Raw genomic sequence first — 16,965 nt, 5'->3', positions numbered from 1 at the left:
TTACTTAATCCAGGTGCAGCATGATATAAAATCACCTCTGTTCTATTTATACCATAGGTTGAGGTTTATTTATCATGTCCGATACTTGAGTTATTAACTAGTATTTGTTACTCTTTTAAACCTTTCCAAGGTATAATCTATTTAATCGGATAGAGGTTGTCGTATTCCCTTTGAAGTCAACTTCTGTAATTGAATCAGTTTAACTCACATCCACCCGATCGAGGTTCCGAAAACTTAGATAAGTAATGAGTATGCCAAGTGCTGCAAGGGACAAAGGAACCGCAATAATGGAACTTAGATTGAAACTCCCCGTGTTCGAGCACATGATAATTACGATAAAAATGGATGAGGCGACAGTGGCCGCCGCTGATTTCTTTCGCAAGCCCAACACCAGTGCCAACAAGCTCATTCCTGCTGCTCCGAAGGCCTGTAGCAGCACATATATTGCTTGATGAACCAGCAACGTAGTCGTTAAAGTACCGGATACAAAACCAATGTTATGATTCATTACGATAAACAAGGCGTCAACGAGCAGATTGGCTAAAACGACATTGACGAATGTCCAGCAGAATACAATCGACAGCTTGGCAAAAATAAGTTTCTTACGATTTATTGGATAGGCAAATAAGAGGGTGATGGTCTTATCCCTGAATTCGTTAATAATAAGCTTCGATAGGAGAACCGACGCGTAAATAATAAATGTCGCCAGCACGAATGTATTGATAACATTTAGCGCATCCTCATAGTTCTGAAATCCATCCTCCGACAAGTTATGGCTGGTAAAATAAATCATCATCGTAAGACCGGCGATGCCCGCATAAGCTAGCAGGGATCCCCAAAGGTAACCGTTAAGGCCACCTTTCTTAAACTCCAGCTTGATAAGGTGTATCATGGTTAGTACCTCCTTTAATCATACCGAAAAAGTATTCCTCTAATGAATGATGGTGGCGATTAATCGATTCAATCGGCACATCGTTCAATACAAGTTCTTTGGATAACGTATCCTGCGAAATTCCCAAGTCATAGACTCGTATCTTACAGTCGCTGATTTGCTTGAGATTTTTCAAGTCTAGTTTCTCCTCCAGCACAAAGGCTGCAAGGGTGATATTTGACGTAACAATCTCCACATAATCGGTTGTGGACGCCCGAACATCTTCCATAGATACCTGACGAATCAATTGTCCACCATTGATAACGCCGATCGTATCGGCTACCTGCTCAATCTCAGAAAGCAAATGACTGGAAATCAGAAGTGATAGGCCCCATTCATCGCGCAGCCTGCGGAATAAATTTCGCATGACTTGAATGCCTTCCGGGTCTAAGCCATTCACGGGTTCATCCAGTAATAGCAATTCAGGCCGGGTAGAGATCGCCCGCGCAATACCGAGCCGTTGTCTCATGCCAAGTGAGAATTGTTTTACAGGCTTGTTATCAACACCGGACAGCTGTACCAGCTCCAATGCTTCACGAACCATCTGTGTATTGTAATATCCCATGTACTCGCCGTGAAGCTCCAGATTTTGCTTCGCAGTTAACTTCTCATAGAAGACCGGTGTCTCAATCAAATGCCCGATCCGTTTAAGATGTTCCGTAGAATTGATGAGCAACCGCTCTCCGAATAGTTCGATTTCGCCGCCAGTGGGCTTCACCAGTCCAAGCAACAGCTTCATTAAAGTCGATTTCCCTGCGCCATTCGGTCCGAGAAATCCGTATATTTCGCCGCGCTGAACGTTCATATTGACGCTAGACACAACCTCCTCCGTTCCGTAACTTTTATTAAGTAACCGTGTTCGGATGACACTTGTCATTTTCTTCACTCCCATTTATTTTTAATTCTCTTTTAGAATATCGCAGGATTCTTTCTTTTAAATGACGGAAATCTTACTTATTTCTTAATTCGTCCGTTTCTCCTTTTTGAGAGGATCCGAATTCGGACTTGGGAAGGGTTACAGTGAAACAAGTGCGCTGATTGGGGATGCTGGCCAGATCAATGCGGCCGCCCAATCGCTCCGTCAGCCTTTTTGCAATGGCGAGCCCCAGTCCGCTGCCCTGTATATTGCGGTTTCTTGAATCATCCATTGTGTACATTCTTTCAAAGACTCTGGCTTGATCTACCTTTTCGATACCACGCCCGCGATCAATCACATTGATCTGAACCTTTTCTTTGTCCGATATAAGCGACAATCCCAAATATCCCCCATCTGAACCATAACGTATGGCATTGGACAGCAAGTTATCAAGAATTCTTGACAGAGCCTCCTCATTCGCGTACACCAATACCGCCTCTTCGGGAACACGGATATCCACCTTGATATCCCGTTCAGAAAGAAGATCGAAATAAACCAATATTCGCTGACGGCACACTTCACAAGCGTCCACCATGGAGAATGGAATGTCATACTCATCCGACTCGAGTTTGGACAAATCAAAAAAAGCATTAATCAGTTCCTGCACCTGGGTCGTCTTTTTGTAAACCTGGCTAAGCATTCTTCTTCGTTCGTCCTCAGACAAGTCAAAATTCCGGTCAAGCACCTCGGCGTAGCCCATAATAACAGTGAGCGGTGTTTTTAAATCGTGCGATACATTCGACAGCATCCTGCGCATCTCCCGCTCCATTCGCACATAATCTGAGGCCGATTGACGCGCACGATCAACTATTGCATTGACCACACGAAGCAGCTCTCGCAGCTCGGGTTCATTAGTCACCACAAGAAGACTTTCCTGTGTCAGGGGTTTAGTGTCATCTGTAAATTCCACCATTTTTCGGTTGATGTAAGCTAGATCGTTTCGAATCGCCCTTCTCGATGCCCGCTCACGTAAATACAATAGGAAAAATCCCACAGCAGTAATCAGCCAAATCCACCAGAACATTGCCATTTACTGTTCCCCCAGCCGATAACCAATTCCCCACAGCGTGCAGATATAGCGTGGATTTGACGGATCGTCTTCAATCTTCTCCCGCAAGCGTCTCATATGTACATTAATGACATTATCGTCATGATAGTATTCCTCATTCCATACAAGTTTATAAAGCATTGCCTTCGTATAAACCCGCGTCGGATGTTGAACAAACAGCTTCAGGATCTGAAATTCCTTGGCAGTCAACTTAATCTCTTTGTTTTTTTTCAAGACTTTGAAATTATCAGGATCTATGATTAATTCGCCAACAGACAATAACTGCGGTTTCGGCTCATTTCCGTTATCAGCGTTGGAATATTGCGTTGCCCTGCGAATCGATGCCTCAACACGTGCAGCTAACTCAAGCGGCGAGAACGGTTTAGCAATATAATCATCAGCGCCGATTCGCAGACCAAGTGCCTTATCCGCTTCTCCATCCTTTGCCGACAAAATCAGAATGGGTACCCGGCTTTGTTCCCTAATTTGTCGCAAAACTTCCAGTCCATTCAGCTTGGGGAGCATTAAATCCAACAGAACCAGGTCAAAACGGTCTAGCACGAACTCCCGAAGAGCTTGTTCTCCATCATGGACAACTGTGGTTTGGTACCCTTCCTTTTCCAGATAATTTGCTACCATGTTGCTGATTTCAGGATCATCTTCAATAATCAGTAAGTTTCCTTCCATTGCAATGTTCCTCCTTATTCTATGGTATCTATCTTTATTAATGGAATGGCTGGCGCTGATATAAGTATGGAACTCATAGATACACCCGCTATCATCAATCTTCTACTTTAATCACTTTACCGTTATTTTTCACCTCAGTCAAAATGCCTTTTAAAGGATACTTGGAATGGGTTGCCATGAATTTTGGGTAAGAATGAGCATGTTGGGAAAGAATCGAGATAGAGGGGAGATGATTTTTCTTAGTTCCCTAGGCCGCACGTACCGGTCCTTATACGGCACCTATTCCGGGCACCAAGAAAAGACTGAACCCTCATGGATCCAGCCCGAATTTGAATTGATTTCGGATTCATTTTTCATTTGGAAATAATTTCGAAAACCTCACTTGCTATAAAACGCTCCCCAGCCTTTATCCCTCCCTTTCCTCTCTCCTACTTAATTACAGCAGGTACCAACTCTTTCAGCAGAGATAACGAAAAAGATAATAGGAAGGTTATAAACCAACTTTTTACTGAAACGTTACATTTCTTCTAAATTTTCATATTCATTTTTATTGGATTTAATATACTTAGTAAATATAAAACGCACTAGCGGTCCCATAATAATAAGTTGTAAAGGTAGTGCCATAATAAAGTTTTTACCAAACACTGATAAATAATCTGTCATAATTGAGCTCGTATAATCATTGTGTAAATTGGTTGTAACTATACCGTAAATTGACATGAAAAACGCCATTCCAATAACCATACATGTTGAAATTGCTAGGACTGTATATAACCTGTTTGTTGTATTAGCCGTTATTTTCAATGCTATTTTTTTAGCATTAGGTCCAACAATAACTAGGTCAAGTATAAATGCAATGATAAACCCAATAAAAAAATCCGATATTCCTTCTATGAAAGTCATTTTTCCAATCGTTCCGTTTAAGTAATAATTATATAGGGTCATCACTGTCACCATTCCCAAACACATCATGAAACCAAATTGTATACTTTCTTTTTTAGTTGTTGGCAATTTCATCATCCTTTCTTTTTATACCTTTGTATTATAAAGATTTAAAAACCCCCTCGTAAGTGAACATTTTGTGAACTAAGTTTCATTAATTTGATCCTTAGGTTTTCTAAAAATAGTCGGAAAAGATACAGACTTCCCACCCGCATTTTTCTCCACTCAACAGATGACAAAGCCGAAACATACTGAAAAACTACCGATCATATTTCGGCTTATCCAAGATTAATTTAATTGTTTGTGATTATACCCACGCTAAGAGAATTCCTGTACCAACTGTTACGGTTACTGTATAATGGCAAAGGAAAATGAAAAGTACTAGGATTCGCTTACAAGTATTCCCGGTAAGTCATGGAGTTGATCTTTGTGTATTCGATTGCTGTATTTTTAGGAATGGGTGTTTTAACCGGATTTTTATCAAGTATGTTTGGTTTCGGTGGCGGGTTTGTGGTCATCCCTGTTCTGTATTTACTGCTTCCGCATCTGCATGTTCCTCACTTTTTGGTTATGCATGTGGCGGTTGGGACATCGCTTGCGATTATGATTGTCAATGCGTTGAATTCCACGATCTCCCATCATCGGCAACACCATATATTATGGTTTATCTTTTTTCGAATGGCGCCGGCAATTGCTGTCGGCTCTTTAATTGGAGGGCTTGTTTCTCCCTTTATTGGAGGAAACATTCTCAGATATTTATTTATTCTTTTTGTGGTTTATACAATCATTTCTTCCCTTGTAAAGAAAACGTTTATAGATATAGGAGACCATGATATCAAGATTCCTAACCGTGTAAAGACCTCCTTTCTTGGGACTGGCATTGGTTTCATTGCTACGTTGTTAGGAATCGGTGGAAGTGTATTAACCATTCCTTTTTTACGAAGCTGCAAATTAAAAATGGTCAATGCTGTATCATTGGCAACTCCGCTAAGTCTGCCTATAGCGATTGTGGGAACAATTACTTCTGTATTTACAGGCATGCAACAGCCCGATCTGCCTTCATGGTGTTTCGGTTTTGTTTATATTCCGGCTTTTATAGGTATGGTTATAGGGGGATTTATCGGGGTCCCCATAGGCTCCCGTGTTGCACACCACATGCCCGATCGTCTATTTTCCAGGATTTATATTGTGTTACTTGTTGTTGTCGTCATCACGATGATCTTCGAATAAAGTGAAACTTCAATCAGGGGGAAATCCTTCATCCCCACTGATTGTTAGTTGAACCGAATCGGACTTGGATCCCCACTTATCATTCTAGATTCCCTTAAATGCTTGAAGTGGGGTTCTTACTGCCCGTTAAAGTCGAATAAGTCCCTTGAGATAAGAAGACCGCGAATTGAGAACAATGTAGAACTAAATCAATTTTTCAGTACAGTTTTCAAGGATACCAAATGAAAATTACTCCACAATTTTTTTCGCAGGTGAATCCTCTCTCAATCTAAAATCATATTTATTTTCATTTTCATATTTTGGATCTAAATAGCTGGATTTCGCATCACTTTTTGAATCAATTTTGAATTCCGGAAAAGAAGTATATTCTTCATCCTTCCATACCCAAATACCAGTTTTACCCTTTTCTTTATGAAATACATTCCTTTGTAGTTTATTTGCTTGATTGGTTGTAAAATAGTTGGCAATAAATAAACGAGATGGTCCAGCGGTCATAATATTTTTTTCGACCACGTTGTTTTTTACATCGTGCTGTAATAAAAGCTGTCCCCCATCCAGTCCCTTCGTATCATTTCGATACATGATGTTTTGAGAGATGGTAGAATGGATCGTGCCTCCCCGATTTTCGCCATATCCGCCAATCGATATCCCAGTGTAAAAGTTGTGATAAATAATATTGTCTATAATGTTAATATGATCAGCATATTTTTTTGCATGTTCAGAGGTTGCTTCAATTCCGATATCGCATTTATAAATGGTATTCTTTTCAATGGTTATGTTTTTCCCACCATCTACGTAAATTCCGCCAGCGGAATAATCTTCCCCATAGGCCGGATTGCCATACGAGGATATTTCATAAACTTTATTGTGTTTAACAACACCATTTCTCACATAGTCAGCTCTTTTATCATTAGAAGTACCTTCGTACCCGATTAGATCAATTCCGATATTATCGTTTCGGCGAACTAGATTATTTTCCACCTTAAAACCATCAATATTTCCATTAAGTACAAGCGATTCACTAGAACCCAGTTTTAAATCTTCCACCGTATTATTTAAAATATGGATGTCTTCCATCGGGCCAGTTCCGTATACTGCAATCCCATGGCCATTCCCATCATCTGCATGGGTCTCCATTCGCTGCACATGGTTATTCTCTAATGTAATATGACTGCTAGAGCCCGTTACATAAATCCCCATTACCGTTTCATTTGGTAAATCAGTCGTTAAATCTTGTATCGTTAATCCACTAATCGTAATATAATTTTTATTGTTTATCGTAACTAAGGATGTATCCCCCTCAGTATCCTTTAGGCTCTTTCCACTGAGAACGACCTGTTCCTTATTGTAGGCTTTAAAAATAATTGGTTTTGCTTTTGTACCACTATGTTTCACGACAAGCTTTTCATTATAGGTCCCTTTCCGTATGTAGACAGTAGTCCCCGCTTTAGCTTCTGAGGAGGCTTTTTTTAGTGTGCGAAATGGCTTTGATTTTGTGCCATCATTTTGATCATCGCCATTTACAGATACGTAGATAGCATTATCCTTTTTAGCATCCGTATTATTTATGGCAAAAACAACCATGATAGCTGCCGCAGCCAAGAGGATAAACATAGTAATTTTCATTTAACATTCCTTCTTAAATATAATTTGTGTAGTTCGCTTCCTGCTGATGATAAAAAAAGCATCGTATCGACAACACATAATAGATAATCCATTCAATTTTACCACAAAAATCTTGCCTGCATGAAATGCGGTTGTCATCGTGTAATCAGTTCGAGTCCAAATCACATCTTCCGCCTTGGACAAGGATAAAAGTCAGCAGCCGGCCTATTCGTGAGCCGCATAGATCCGTTTGCTTTCGTAAAGGAGGGCATTTATTCTATTCGCTACTAATAAATCAATACATTGGCTTATTAACCAAAACAGGGGATGGAGTAAATTTGACGGCTTATTATATCTTGACACGTCATATTATTAATAGTAATATTATGAATATGAAAAACACAATTAAAAAATCACCTGTCGCTTTAGCCGTTCTTTGTTTTCTTATTGAGGAGCCTATGCATCCGTATCGTATGCAACAGCTTATTAAAGAGAGGGGGAAAGATGAAGTTATTAACGTTCGCCATCGCACGAGTATTTACCAAACGATTGATCGTTTACATCGAGACAAGGCCATTACCATCCAGGAAAAGAAAAAAAATGAAGGGAGACCGGATTTAATTGTTTATGAAATCACGGATCTAGGACGAAACACTGCATATTCATGGATCCGGGAAATGATTTCTACACCGGCTCAGGAGTTTTTAGAGTTCCCTGCTGCTGTATCTTTTCTGGCATTGTTAACGCCTGAAGATGTTGCATTGCTCTTCAAGCAAAGAGTAAGTGTTCTTGAAAATACACTTGCTCGACTTGAAGAAGATCAGTTTCAGAAAGGAGCATCAATGAGTCTGCCGCGCTTATTTTTACTTGAGGCCGAATATCAACGAGCAGTACTTACGGCTGAAATAGAATGGATTCAATCAATCATCGCGGATATTAACGCAAAACGGCTGAAATGGAGCATGGAAGAGCTGCGCGAGAAAGAAAACTAATTTATATATGAAAGGTTGTATTTTTAATGAATAAACGATTAAATAAATCCTTATCATTTGATGAAACAGTTCCTGTCCTCGTTGTTGGAGGAAGTCTGGTAGGCCTGTCATTCTCCCTTTTTCTGTCTCGCCAAGGAATTAAGCCATTAGTCGTAGAGCGCCATCCAGGAACGGCCATTCACCCGCGTGTTTCGAGCCTAACCGCCCGAACGATGGAAATATTCCGTTCGGCCGGGATCGAGGAGGTGATTCGCCATGAAGAGCCCCCTTTCCCTCGAGATTTTGGCATCATGTTTGTAGAGAGTTTGGCTGGGCAAGTATTTGATAACCTGATGGAAGATATGAGTGCTTACTTTACGGATGCCAGCCCAGTTGAAGGAAACGGCATCGCACAAGATCTGCTTGAGCCGGTTCTCCGGGCACAGGCCGAACAAGCCGGTGTCGATTTGCGCTACAACACGGAGTTGATCGAGTTCGAAGCTGACGAGGATAGCATCTCGGCCGTGATTTGTGATCGAATCAGCGGCGAAACGCGCCGTGTTCGAACCAACTTTTTAGTAGGAGCGGATGGGAGTAAGAGTGGAACCCGCACACAATTAGGTATTGGCCAACATGGAGAAGGTACGCTCTTCCATCTGATCAGCGTCGTTTTTGATGCAGAAATTCATGAGCTGTTTAGAAGCCAAAACGCGCATATGTGTTTTTTCGCCAATGATACCGTAAGCGGAAGTCTTGTACTGTATCCTGGAACTTCCAGGCGACCCCATATATACCGGTTGGACGTTATATATGATCCCGAAGAGGAAACGATTGCCGATTATCCGGAGGAACGCTGTGCTGCATTAGTTAGGGCAGCAATCGGAATTCCTGACATCCCCGTTACGATCAAAAAGGTATTGACTTGGGAAATGGCTGCCCGCGTAGCTGATCGCTTCCAACAAGGCCGCATTTTTTTAGTTGGTGATTCCGCACGGGTTCAACCTCCAAGCGGCGGTTTGGGAGGCAACACCGGCATCGCCGAGGCGCAGAACCTTGCTTGGAAACTGGCCGCCGTCTTGCGCGGTGAAGCCGGTTCGGATTTGCTTACGACATACGATGTTGAACGGCGGCCCATAGCGGATTACACGGCAGAACAAGTCGTCATGCTGTCCCAGCAGCGTGAACACGAGGGATCGGATGGGATTACAGTAAGTACCCTGGATGTCAATATGGGTTATCGTTATCAAGACGGCGCATTCGTACCTGAAGCAGGCGTGCAGAACCTCCCAATTGTACAGTCGCCCGAGTTATGGACGGGACAGCCGGGAACCCGTGCGGCGCACATTGTTCTCGAACGGGACGGTCGTACCATCTCCTCATTAGATCTATTTGGTTCTCGATTCGTCTTGCTCGTTGGCCCCGATGGACAAAGCGGGTTGGAGGCTGCTCAACATGTTAAAGATGAGCTCCGTCTCCCGATGGATATTTATCAGATTGGTGGTCATAAAGGTGATTTCAGCGATCCCGGGAACGATTTTCTTGACACATACGGAATCACTTCTACAGGGGCTATCATCGTGCGGCCAGACGGGTATATCGGATGGCGAAAACCGGTTGCCGAGGAGAATAAGGAAGAAATGGAAAAAGTCTTAACCAATGCCCTGCTGACAATCCTTTTTCGCTAAATCAACTACTTCAAAAAGGAAAGGAAAATAATCATGCTCACATTTGAATATACTGAGACTTATGACTACCCTGCATCTATTGTTTTTTCACGTCTCATTGATCTAAAGGGACGAGATTCCTGGATTAAAGGCATTACAGAGATTCAAGTCACTCCTGAAGGACCGGCCCAGTTGGGAACCAAATATTTTGAGAGTGGAAAATATTCAGGTTTTAAAAGCGAAAAAACAATGATCGTAACCGAGTGTATCAAGGATCATTTGTTGACAATGGAGACAACGCCCGATGAAAAACAATCGTTTCGCGAAAGCTATCGTATTGAGCCGATATCAGAAAAATCTTGCCGTGTTCATTTCACCATTCAAGTTGGCAACGTCCCAAAGGTAGCTGAATTTTTCATGGGTCAATCTATGAAAAAAGAACAACCACAAACAGCTGCCCGCTTGAAGGCTGTCCTTACGGGATGACCTCCATATTGTTTGTTACGCACGAGTGCAATTACGGCATTTCTTGGTGTGTTTGAGAAATTTTTGTTTGGCTTCTTATGGACTGCATGAACCAGTGAAGTGACTTTTTGCCGTTAGAGGTTAAAAAGAAGCCACGGGCATGTGTTCGCGGCTTCTTTATTAATAAAAATTGTTATTGCGGCTTTGCAGCCATTGATTGAATTCGGCAGGTGTGCGCACATTATTGTCTAATACAGCGGTATAGATATCGAAGCTTTTCACTTGCTTCCCATACTCGGCTCGTGCAGCCCAAACGGTTTTAATGCTTAAAATAGAGACAATCGTTGCCGGAGTAAGACGGTCGGGCATCGTGCGAATATGCTGTAGATCAGGCTGCTTATCAGGCTCGTCTACGAACCAAATATCCAGTTCCCATTTATTGCCGTTTTTTGACTCGTACGTCATACCGAGAAAATAACCGTCGGGATAGGTCGGATCGGTGTTCCAGTTGCCAGTATCGTTGATGAATTTCAAATCCCGGACTTGAGGATTGGACATTAATTGCGCTGCAATTCCGGAAATTGCAGCGATGTTCAACTTGGAACAAGCGACCGTAATATCGAGGTCTCTCCAAACCATTAAACCAAGCGCCGAACTCCCTACTTTTACTGGCGTACCGGCTGTTGCCAGCAATTGCTTAAGGTGCATCTCTTCCGCAATCGCATCTGCTTCAGCTTGTAACTGCAGTTGGCGAGCAAGCAGATCTTCCTGTTCTAACATTTTCCGCTCCCCCCTTTTTTGTTATTATTACAGTATAACGAATAAATGGCCATGTTGTCTCTGAAATACGCAGCTTCATATAGGTTTAGATATAATGATTTTAGGGTTTATCACTATATATAGTACATAACTTTATAAATATGAAATGGTATCTAGGATTATCCACTGATGATGGGAGATGAATGAAATGAGAAAACTTCGAATTCCTTCTTTTTTGCATGATGTATTTGGTGAAAAACAGTCTGTTGGATCCATTCTGACGATACTGCTTTTTGGGGGGATTCTGACGGCTGCGCTATATTACAGATTCCCGGAATTGACCGACCATTTGCCGGCGTGGCGCAGCTCCCTGGCATTATTATTGATATTCGATGTTTTTGCCGGCTGCATAGCAAATTTTACGGCTTCAACCAGCAACTTTTATGCGGTGCGAAAAACAAATCGGATCGTATTCATTGCGATCCATGTCCATATCGTGCTTGTTGCCTTTCTCCTCAATACCGATATTTGGTATTCACTGGGGATATGGGCTTATACGATCATCGGGGCATTTATCGTAAATAGCTTTATCGGGAAACATTCGCAATTATTCGTAGCGGGCTTGCTTTTGTCTGTTGGTCTAGGCTGCATGCCCATGCTGCCAGGAATAACGCCTTATATGCTGATCATTGGCATACTGTTTTTAATGAAAGTATTGTTTAGCTTCTCCGTCGATCATTATGGCAAAGCAAAGCATAACACCGGTAAAGAAGCATAAATCGCCTAGAATAATCGAGCTGGTCAAGCTGAACAAATCCTTATTCTTATCACATGAGCAGAGCATTTTCCCCGGACCTTTATTCTTGTATTTATTTGGCGATTCCGAACAGTACCTTAAGGCAAAAAGAAATGTGACAGCGTTTTTGTCCTTTATGTTTGATAAAAGCTTGTTACTAATCCATATTCGCCATCTATTCTTGAGTTTGAAGGGCTAAACGTATGCCTAATCCAATATAAATTAAACCAACAATTTTCTCGACTTTATTAGCAAAAATACCTGATGTTTTGAACATCTTTGCTCCAATGAAACTTGTACAATAAGCCAAAAAGGTAGTGAATGCAATGCTCATTAGCACAAATACAATACCTAAAATAAGAAGTTGTAATGTCACACTGCTTCCGTCATTTTGGATAAATTGAGGTAAAAATGCTAAAAAGAATAATGCTGTTTTAGGATTCAATACTTCCGCTAAAAAGCCTTGTTTAATTGGTGTCCAACTCGAGCTTTTATCTATACTCACAGACGTTTGTTCAAGGTGTGATTTTTCTTCTTGTTTAGTCTTTGTAAGTAACATTTGAATCCCTAAGTAGCATAAATAAATAACCCCGATATATTTTACGATTTCAAATGCTAAAGCTGAACTTAATAATATCGCTGATAGCCCTAAAACAGCGAACAACGCATGGATACTATCGCCTAAGCCAATTCCTAAAGCGGTCATAATACCGTTTTTTCTCCCGCTTTTTATCGTTTGCGAAATTGTAATAATGACCGCAGGACCCGGGATTAGAAATAAAAGAAATACAACGACAATAAATGAAAACATGCTATCACTACACCTTTCTTCCATAAAAAATCATAACATTTCATTATCATGATCTGCTAATTTTTTACCTAGTCTAAACTAAATGAATATCGAAATATTCTCTTTTATTATACAGAAAAACTGAAAATGATGGTATGAAAATCCGATTTCATACCGTCTTTTTAAATAACTTTATTATTCGTGAACAACTCGCACACAGAGATATCGAAGACGCAGTATTGTATACTAAGAGTAGATTTTGAAGATCTGAGTCTTCCCACCATGAGCTCCCGAGTCTGGTTTTCATCCTTATCAGTAACAATTATTTCTCCATCAAGAATGGCTGCATCCAAAATATCTATATAATGAGTTCCTTAAATTTTGTGATGACTTCGTTATGGTGTTTCGTATATAATCTAATCTTTCCATGGATAATTTGTGATATCTGGCTTCAAATTCAAGTTATTACGAAAAATGTTTTCTAGATCATAATGTTTCTTTAAGCTAATTAAACGATGTAGTATTTCTTCTGAATAAAACTCCTCCAATCTGTCCGTATCACCAATCTCAATAAAGTTCACGTCGGCTCCAGCAGCATAAGGTTTTAATTTATCCCACACATTCTCCATACAAGTGTAATAACGATCTGCTTCTTCCATCGATGTGAAAACATTTGATATGTGAACCAAGTAGGGTTTATTCCTGTGAGCAAATGCCGTATGATTCTCTGGTACTCGACTTATTGCTCCCCCAAGCACACGTAATTGAATACTGATGTTCGACGATAGATTCTTATTTACTACTTCAACAAAAGTCTTTGCCTTTTGCTCGTCAAATGTTTCCATATACATATTTCGCCCATATGACCCAAATGTTAGATCTTCAGGAAGATTCGTTAGTAAATTTTTGTACGGTTGTTGTGTAACTTGATCTGAAATGATGTTTCCAATTTTACGAAAAGGTGCTATGACATTTTTGCCCGTCTCTAGATCGCCAGCGTAACAAAATGATACGGATATTACAGGTTGAAAGTGATATTTTGCTGGAAGAAACGGTACCGGATGTGCAGCCATCATATCAATAATTACCGTGAGTTCATCTGGGGCTTCATAAGCAAGATTCACTATTTTCAGCAAATCTTCAGCTTTTATTCCTTTATAATATAATGTACCTCCAAGTACCTCTTCAACTTCGAAGAGATCGAATTCGAAATCAGTGATGATACCGAAATTACCAGCGCCTCCACGAACGCCCCAAAATAATTCTGGATTCTCTTTCCTGCTTGCTCGGCAAACTTCACCATCTGCTGTGACCATCTCAATTGAACGTAAAGCGTCAATGGTAAGTCCATACTTGCGTGATAAAAACCCAATACCACTTCCTTGTGTAAGCCCTCCAACCCCTACGGAAGCCGCATCACCTGACGGAATCGCCAGTTTGTAGGGTTGAAGCGCATCACTCACATCCCCCCAGGTATTACCCGGACCGAGATGGGCATTCCGTAATTGAACATTTACATCAATATGGTTTACATCAGACAAATCAATTAAGACTGACTGATTTTCTGTGTAATACCCAACATAACTATTATGCCAACCACTTCGTACCGCTAAAGGAAGCCGATGTCTCCTGGCGAAGTTAAGAACTTTTATAATGTCTTGTACATTTTTAACCCTTACAATTAAGCATGTAGCAGTCCTTACAGCCATATTCCAATACTTTTTTACCTGAGAGTCTGATGAGAATAAAATAGACCCTTGAATTTGCTGCTTTAGTTCAGTAATCTGTGGTTTTAATTGAGAAAAACTTTGTTTCATTGGTCTGCTCCTTTTCAAAATAATTGCCAAGAGTTTTATAAGGTGCATTTGCACTCTTGGGAAAAGACACGTTAGAGATAATTTTTTCTAAACCCAATTAAAAATATTCAAGTTATTGGCTATACGATACTATCATCCTTTCTCTGATCCATTTTTGTAAGTAACCCTGTACTTGGTTTTAATTGTAGTTTATGATAGTGACAACGGATGTCATAAACTTTTAAAAAAATGGAGAAAAACAATGTACAAATCGAAACGGCTAATGGAATTGATGATGACTGTCAATCGAAAGAGAAAATTTACAGTCAAGGAACTTGCCGAGGAATTTGACGTGTCATCGAGGACGATATTAAGAGATTTACAAGAGCTGAGTGAGTTAGGGGTCCCTTTGTATTCGGAAGTGGGTCCTCACGGTGGTTATCAGGTGTTGAACGATAGAGTCTTGCCTCCTATCGCTTTTACCGAGGAAGAGGCTGTCGCCATCTTTTTTTCGAGTTATGCGTTACGTTACTATTCATATCTTCCTTTTAAAAAGGAATCCTCTTCGGCACTAAAAAAATTTTATTCTTTCATGCCTGACGATATACGGGATCGTATCGATCAAATGAAGGACCGTTTTGATTTTGTCACACCGATGAGACAATTGAAAACTCCCTTTCTATCCACTTTTCTTGATGCGGCTATTCATCAAAAAGTGCTTCTCATTGATTACGAATCACGAAAAGGAAAATTAAGTCGTGAAATACAACCAATTGGTATCTATGCAAGCAACGGTTTATGGTACTGTCCTGCTTATTGTTTTCTTCGTGAGGATTTTCGCTTGTTCCGCTGTGACAGAGTTCTGTCGGTTGATGATTCTCCCACAACAAGACCTTTGGATTTACGACATGTTGATATAGGAAATTGGGAGTCTTTTCTTAAGGAGGAGCGAAAGTACGTCAAGCTCTATGTGGAGCTGACAAAAGTGGGTGTCCAGAGATGCGAAGCTGAATTATGGCAGCCGAAAATTAATATTCGGAAAGCTGAGATAGGATCGCCTCCTAAAGTTCATATTCGGGAGGACGGCACTGGTTGGCTGGACAATGACGTTCCGAAAAGCCATATTTCGTTTTTGGCAAAGTTTTTTATCGGCTTGGGAAATGATGCAACAGTAGTAAAACCACCTGAACTGATAGATTGTATGAGATGTATGCTTTTAGAGATCATGGCAAAGTATGAAAGTAGCGACTTTAAGTAGTCGCTACCAGAAACTCCTCTCTGCTCGGCAGTCTAAGACCATCGGTTCGTCCGGTAAAATATCGTTGGTTAAGATCGGCCGAGGATACATGCCGGACTGTTCGGAACCTGCCTTGCGGGCCAATGCCAGTATCTCCGGCGGTCTGAAGAAGCTAATGAAAGGCGTGCCGCTTACTCGCGCTCCCTTCTCCGCCGCCTCAACCTCAGGACGCTCCTCGGGTTCGGCGAGCTCAAGCGGTAACAAGAACGTAATGGCCAGCATGGAGCCGGGGGAAAACATTGCAACCTGGCGCAGTGTGGCCGTGATCGCGTTCTTGGTGAGGTACGAGGTGACACCGGTGGAGGCCACCACAGCTGGCAGGCTCGCGTCGAAACCAGCTGCCGTTAGCTGGTCCCACCAAGACCAGCATAACGTTAAAAAATAAACATATCTACTACACTATTTGATTATAACTAATAATGGACAATCCATAATTACGGAGGTTTATCATGCAAACATGGGTAACAGATATAATGGAGCAATTCGGTTATATCGGGGTTTTTTTTATGATGGCGTTGGAAAATGTATTTCCACCGATACCATCTGAGGTTATTCTCCCTTTCGCGGGATTTATGACAACAACAACTCAATTGACCGTTATGGGAGTTGTCGTAACATCGACAACGGGCTCGGTACTCGGCGCAATCATTCTTTATAGAATTGGTAAGCTACTCGATGTAAAACGGATGGAGAAAATAGTCAGTAGATGGGGACATATCATTCGAGTTAAGAAAGAGGATATTCATAAAGCGGACGAGTGGTTTGACAGGTATGGCTATTGGACTGTGCTATTTTGCAGGATGATCCCGCTAATACGAAGTCTGATTTCGATTCCAGCGGGTATGTCAAATATGAAATTTTGGTTATTTTTACTGTTTACGATGATCGGTACCGTTGCATGGAATGTCATTCTCATTTTAATTGGTGCCGCATTAGGTGAATCATGGACAAACATTCTTCAGTTTATGGATATATATTCAACTATAGCTTATGTCCTTATCGGTACTGGAATAGTTGTTTTTATCATTCTATTTATCTCGAAGAAAAGAAATAATAAAGGGTAGTTTA

General features: G+C 41.1%; 17 protein-coding genes. 7 read left to right on the top strand and 10 right to left on the bottom strand.

What is annotated here, in order from left to right; translation table 11 throughout:
- Positions 1–199 precede the first annotated feature (199 nt).
- From IEX12_RS17475 to IEX12_RS17455, 5 genes are all read right to left on the bottom strand, one after another.
- Entirely contained in the window at positions 200–892 is a 693-nt protein-coding gene (locus tag IEX12_RS17475; protein WP_088051390.1) for an ABC transporter permease, read from the bottom strand.
- Positions 864–1,808, bottom strand: coding sequence for an ABC transporter ATP-binding protein (locus IEX12_RS17470; protein ID WP_088051391.1), 945 nt, complete (start codon positions 1,806–1,808; stop codon positions 864–866). Before IEX12_RS17470 ends, IEX12_RS17475 begins: the two co-directional genes overlap by 29 nt.
- A 73-nt stretch (positions 1,809–1,881) precedes the next feature.
- Positions 1,882–2,877: a sensor histidine kinase gene (locus tag IEX12_RS17465; protein WP_088051392.1), complete on the bottom strand. Its 996-nt coding sequence runs from the start codon at positions 2,875–2,877 to the stop codon at positions 1,882–1,884.
- Positions 2,878–3,582 carry a response regulator transcription factor gene (locus IEX12_RS17460; RefSeq protein WP_088051393.1) on the bottom strand — a complete coding sequence of 235 codons (705 nt, stop codon included), beginning with the start codon at positions 3,580–3,582 and terminating at the stop codon, positions 2,878–2,880.
- Between the two features lie 516 nt (positions 3,583–4,098).
- Positions 4,099–4,593, bottom strand: coding sequence for a DUF2798 domain-containing protein (locus IEX12_RS17455; protein WP_155555017.1), 495 nt, complete (start codon positions 4,591–4,593; stop codon positions 4,099–4,101).
- Between the two features lie 360 nt (positions 4,594–4,953).
- Here IEX12_RS17455 and IEX12_RS17450 point away from each other — a divergent pair, with 360 nt between their 5' ends.
- A complete protein-coding gene (locus IEX12_RS17450) occupies positions 4,954–5,754 on the top strand; it encodes a sulfite exporter TauE/SafE family protein (protein WP_188725576.1) in 801 nt (266 codons plus the stop codon).
- A 228-nt stretch (positions 5,755–5,982) separates the two neighbouring features.
- On the opposite strand, the gene IEX12_RS17445 is transcribed toward IEX12_RS17450, so the two are convergent.
- Positions 5,983–7,380 carry a right-handed parallel beta-helix repeat-containing protein gene (locus IEX12_RS17445; RefSeq protein WP_088051395.1) on the bottom strand — a complete coding sequence of 466 codons (1,398 nt, stop codon included), beginning with the start codon at positions 7,378–7,380 and terminating at the stop codon, positions 5,983–5,985.
- Between the two features lie 317 nt (positions 7,381–7,697).
- On the opposite strand from IEX12_RS17445, the gene IEX12_RS17440 reads away from it, so the two are divergent.
- The 3 genes from IEX12_RS17440 to IEX12_RS17430 are packed head-to-tail and all read left to right on the top strand — an operon-like array spanning position 7,698 to position 10,480.
- Positions 7,698–8,351, top strand: a complete 654-nt coding sequence (locus tag IEX12_RS17440; RefSeq protein ID WP_230856133.1) for a PadR family transcriptional regulator — start codon at positions 7,698–7,700, stop codon at positions 8,349–8,351.
- 26 nt (positions 8,352–8,377) lie between these two features.
- Positions 8,378–10,015 carry an FAD-dependent monooxygenase gene (locus IEX12_RS17435; protein WP_102416078.1) on the top strand — a complete coding sequence of 546 codons (1,638 nt, stop codon included), beginning with the start codon at positions 8,378–8,380 and terminating at the stop codon, positions 10,013–10,015.
- Positions 10,016–10,048: 33 nt separating this feature from the next.
- Positions 10,049–10,480, top strand: a complete 432-nt coding sequence (locus IEX12_RS17430; protein WP_102416079.1) for an SRPBCC family protein — start codon at positions 10,049–10,051, stop codon at positions 10,478–10,480.
- A gap of 159 nt (positions 10,481–10,639) precedes the next feature.
- On the opposite strand, the gene IEX12_RS17425 is transcribed toward IEX12_RS17430, so the two are convergent.
- Positions 10,640–11,239 (bottom strand): hypothetical protein, encoded by a 600-nt coding sequence (locus IEX12_RS17425; protein WP_088051398.1) that lies wholly within the window; start codon positions 11,237–11,239, stop codon positions 10,640–10,642.
- A gap of 187 nt (positions 11,240–11,426) precedes the next feature.
- Here IEX12_RS17425 and IEX12_RS17420 point away from each other — a divergent pair, with 187 nt between their 5' ends.
- Positions 11,427–11,996: a hypothetical protein gene (locus IEX12_RS17420; protein ID WP_088051399.1), complete on the top strand. Its 570-nt coding sequence runs from the start codon at positions 11,427–11,429 to the stop codon at positions 11,994–11,996.
- 193 nt (positions 11,997–12,189) lie between these two features.
- Here the strand turns inward: IEX12_RS17420 and IEX12_RS17415 are convergent, their stop codons facing one another.
- Both IEX12_RS17415 and IEX12_RS17410 read right to left on the bottom strand, forming a co-directional pair.
- Positions 12,190–12,825: a LysE family translocator gene (locus tag IEX12_RS17415; RefSeq protein WP_088051400.1), complete on the bottom strand. Its 636-nt coding sequence runs from the start codon at positions 12,823–12,825 to the stop codon at positions 12,190–12,192.
- Between the two features lie 395 nt (positions 12,826–13,220).
- Positions 13,221–14,621 carry an FAD-binding oxidoreductase gene (locus IEX12_RS17410; protein WP_188725575.1) on the bottom strand — a complete coding sequence of 467 codons (1,401 nt, stop codon included), beginning with the start codon at positions 14,619–14,621 and terminating at the stop codon, positions 13,221–13,223.
- Between the two features lie 241 nt (positions 14,622–14,862).
- On the opposite strand from IEX12_RS17410, the gene IEX12_RS17405 reads away from it, so the two are divergent.
- Positions 14,863–15,858: a helix-turn-helix transcriptional regulator gene (locus IEX12_RS17405; RefSeq protein WP_088051402.1), complete on the top strand. Its 996-nt coding sequence runs from the start codon at positions 14,863–14,865 to the stop codon at positions 15,856–15,858.
- Between the two features lie 3 nt (positions 15,859–15,861).
- Here IEX12_RS17405 and IEX12_RS17400 read toward each other — a convergent pair whose 3' ends face one another.
- Positions 15,862–16,209, bottom strand: a complete 348-nt coding sequence (locus tag IEX12_RS17400) for a hypothetical protein (RefSeq protein ID WP_286171237.1) — start codon at positions 16,207–16,209, stop codon at positions 15,862–15,864.
- A 137-nt stretch (positions 16,210–16,346) separates the two neighbouring features.
- On the opposite strand from IEX12_RS17400, the gene IEX12_RS17395 reads away from it, so the two are divergent.
- Positions 16,347–16,961 carry a DedA family protein gene (locus IEX12_RS17395; protein WP_088051403.1) on the top strand — a complete coding sequence of 205 codons (615 nt, stop codon included), beginning with the start codon at positions 16,347–16,349 and terminating at the stop codon, positions 16,959–16,961.
- Positions 16,962–16,965: the final 4 nt, after the last annotated feature.

The organism is Lentibacillus populi (assembly GCA_014642895.1).
Lineage (GTDB): Bacteria > Bacillota > Bacilli > Bacillales > Amphibacillaceae > Lentibacillus_C > Lentibacillus_C populi.
Note: the sequence above shows the minus strand (reverse complement) of the source record. Positions and strands in the feature narration are given on the sequence as shown.

Coding starts and splice junctions, on each gene's coding strand:
- IEX12_RS17395 (WP_088051403.1), top strand. CDS start 16,347: ATGCAAACATGGGTAACAGATATAATGGAGCAATTCGGTTATATCGGG.
- IEX12_RS17465 (WP_088051392.1), bottom strand. CDS start 2,877: ATGGCAATGTTCTGGTGGATTTGGCTGATTACTGCTGTGGGATTTTTC.
- IEX12_RS17405 (WP_088051402.1), top strand. CDS start 14,863: ATGTACAAATCGAAACGGCTAATGGAATTGATGATGACTGTCAATCGA.
- IEX12_RS17410 (WP_188725575.1), bottom strand. CDS start 14,621: ATGAAACAAAGTTTTTCTCAATTAAAACCACAGATTACTGAACTAAAG.
- IEX12_RS17475 (WP_088051390.1), bottom strand. CDS start 892: ATGATACACCTTATCAAGCTGGAGTTTAAGAAAGGTGGCCTTAACGGT.
- IEX12_RS17460 (WP_088051393.1), bottom strand. CDS start 3,582: ATGGAAGGAAACTTACTGATTATTGAAGATGATCCTGAAATCAGCAAC.
- IEX12_RS17425 (WP_088051398.1), bottom strand. CDS start 11,239: ATGTTAGAACAGGAAGATCTGCTTGCTCGCCAACTGCAGTTACAAGCT.
- IEX12_RS17435 (WP_102416078.1), top strand. CDS start 8,378: ATGAATAAACGATTAAATAAATCCTTATCATTTGATGAAACAGTTCCT.
- IEX12_RS17420 (WP_088051399.1), top strand. CDS start 11,427: ATGAGAAAACTTCGAATTCCTTCTTTTTTGCATGATGTATTTGGTGAA.
- IEX12_RS17445 (WP_088051395.1), bottom strand. CDS start 7,380: ATGAAAATTACTATGTTTATCCTCTTGGCTGCGGCAGCTATCATGGTT.
- IEX12_RS17415 (WP_088051400.1), bottom strand. CDS start 12,825: ATGTTTTCATTTATTGTCGTTGTATTTCTTTTATTTCTAATCCCGGGT.
- IEX12_RS17430 (WP_102416079.1), top strand. CDS start 10,049: ATGCTCACATTTGAATATACTGAGACTTATGACTACCCTGCATCTATT.
- IEX12_RS17470 (WP_088051391.1), bottom strand. CDS start 1,808: ATGACAAGTGTCATCCGAACACGGTTACTTAATAAAAGTTACGGAACG.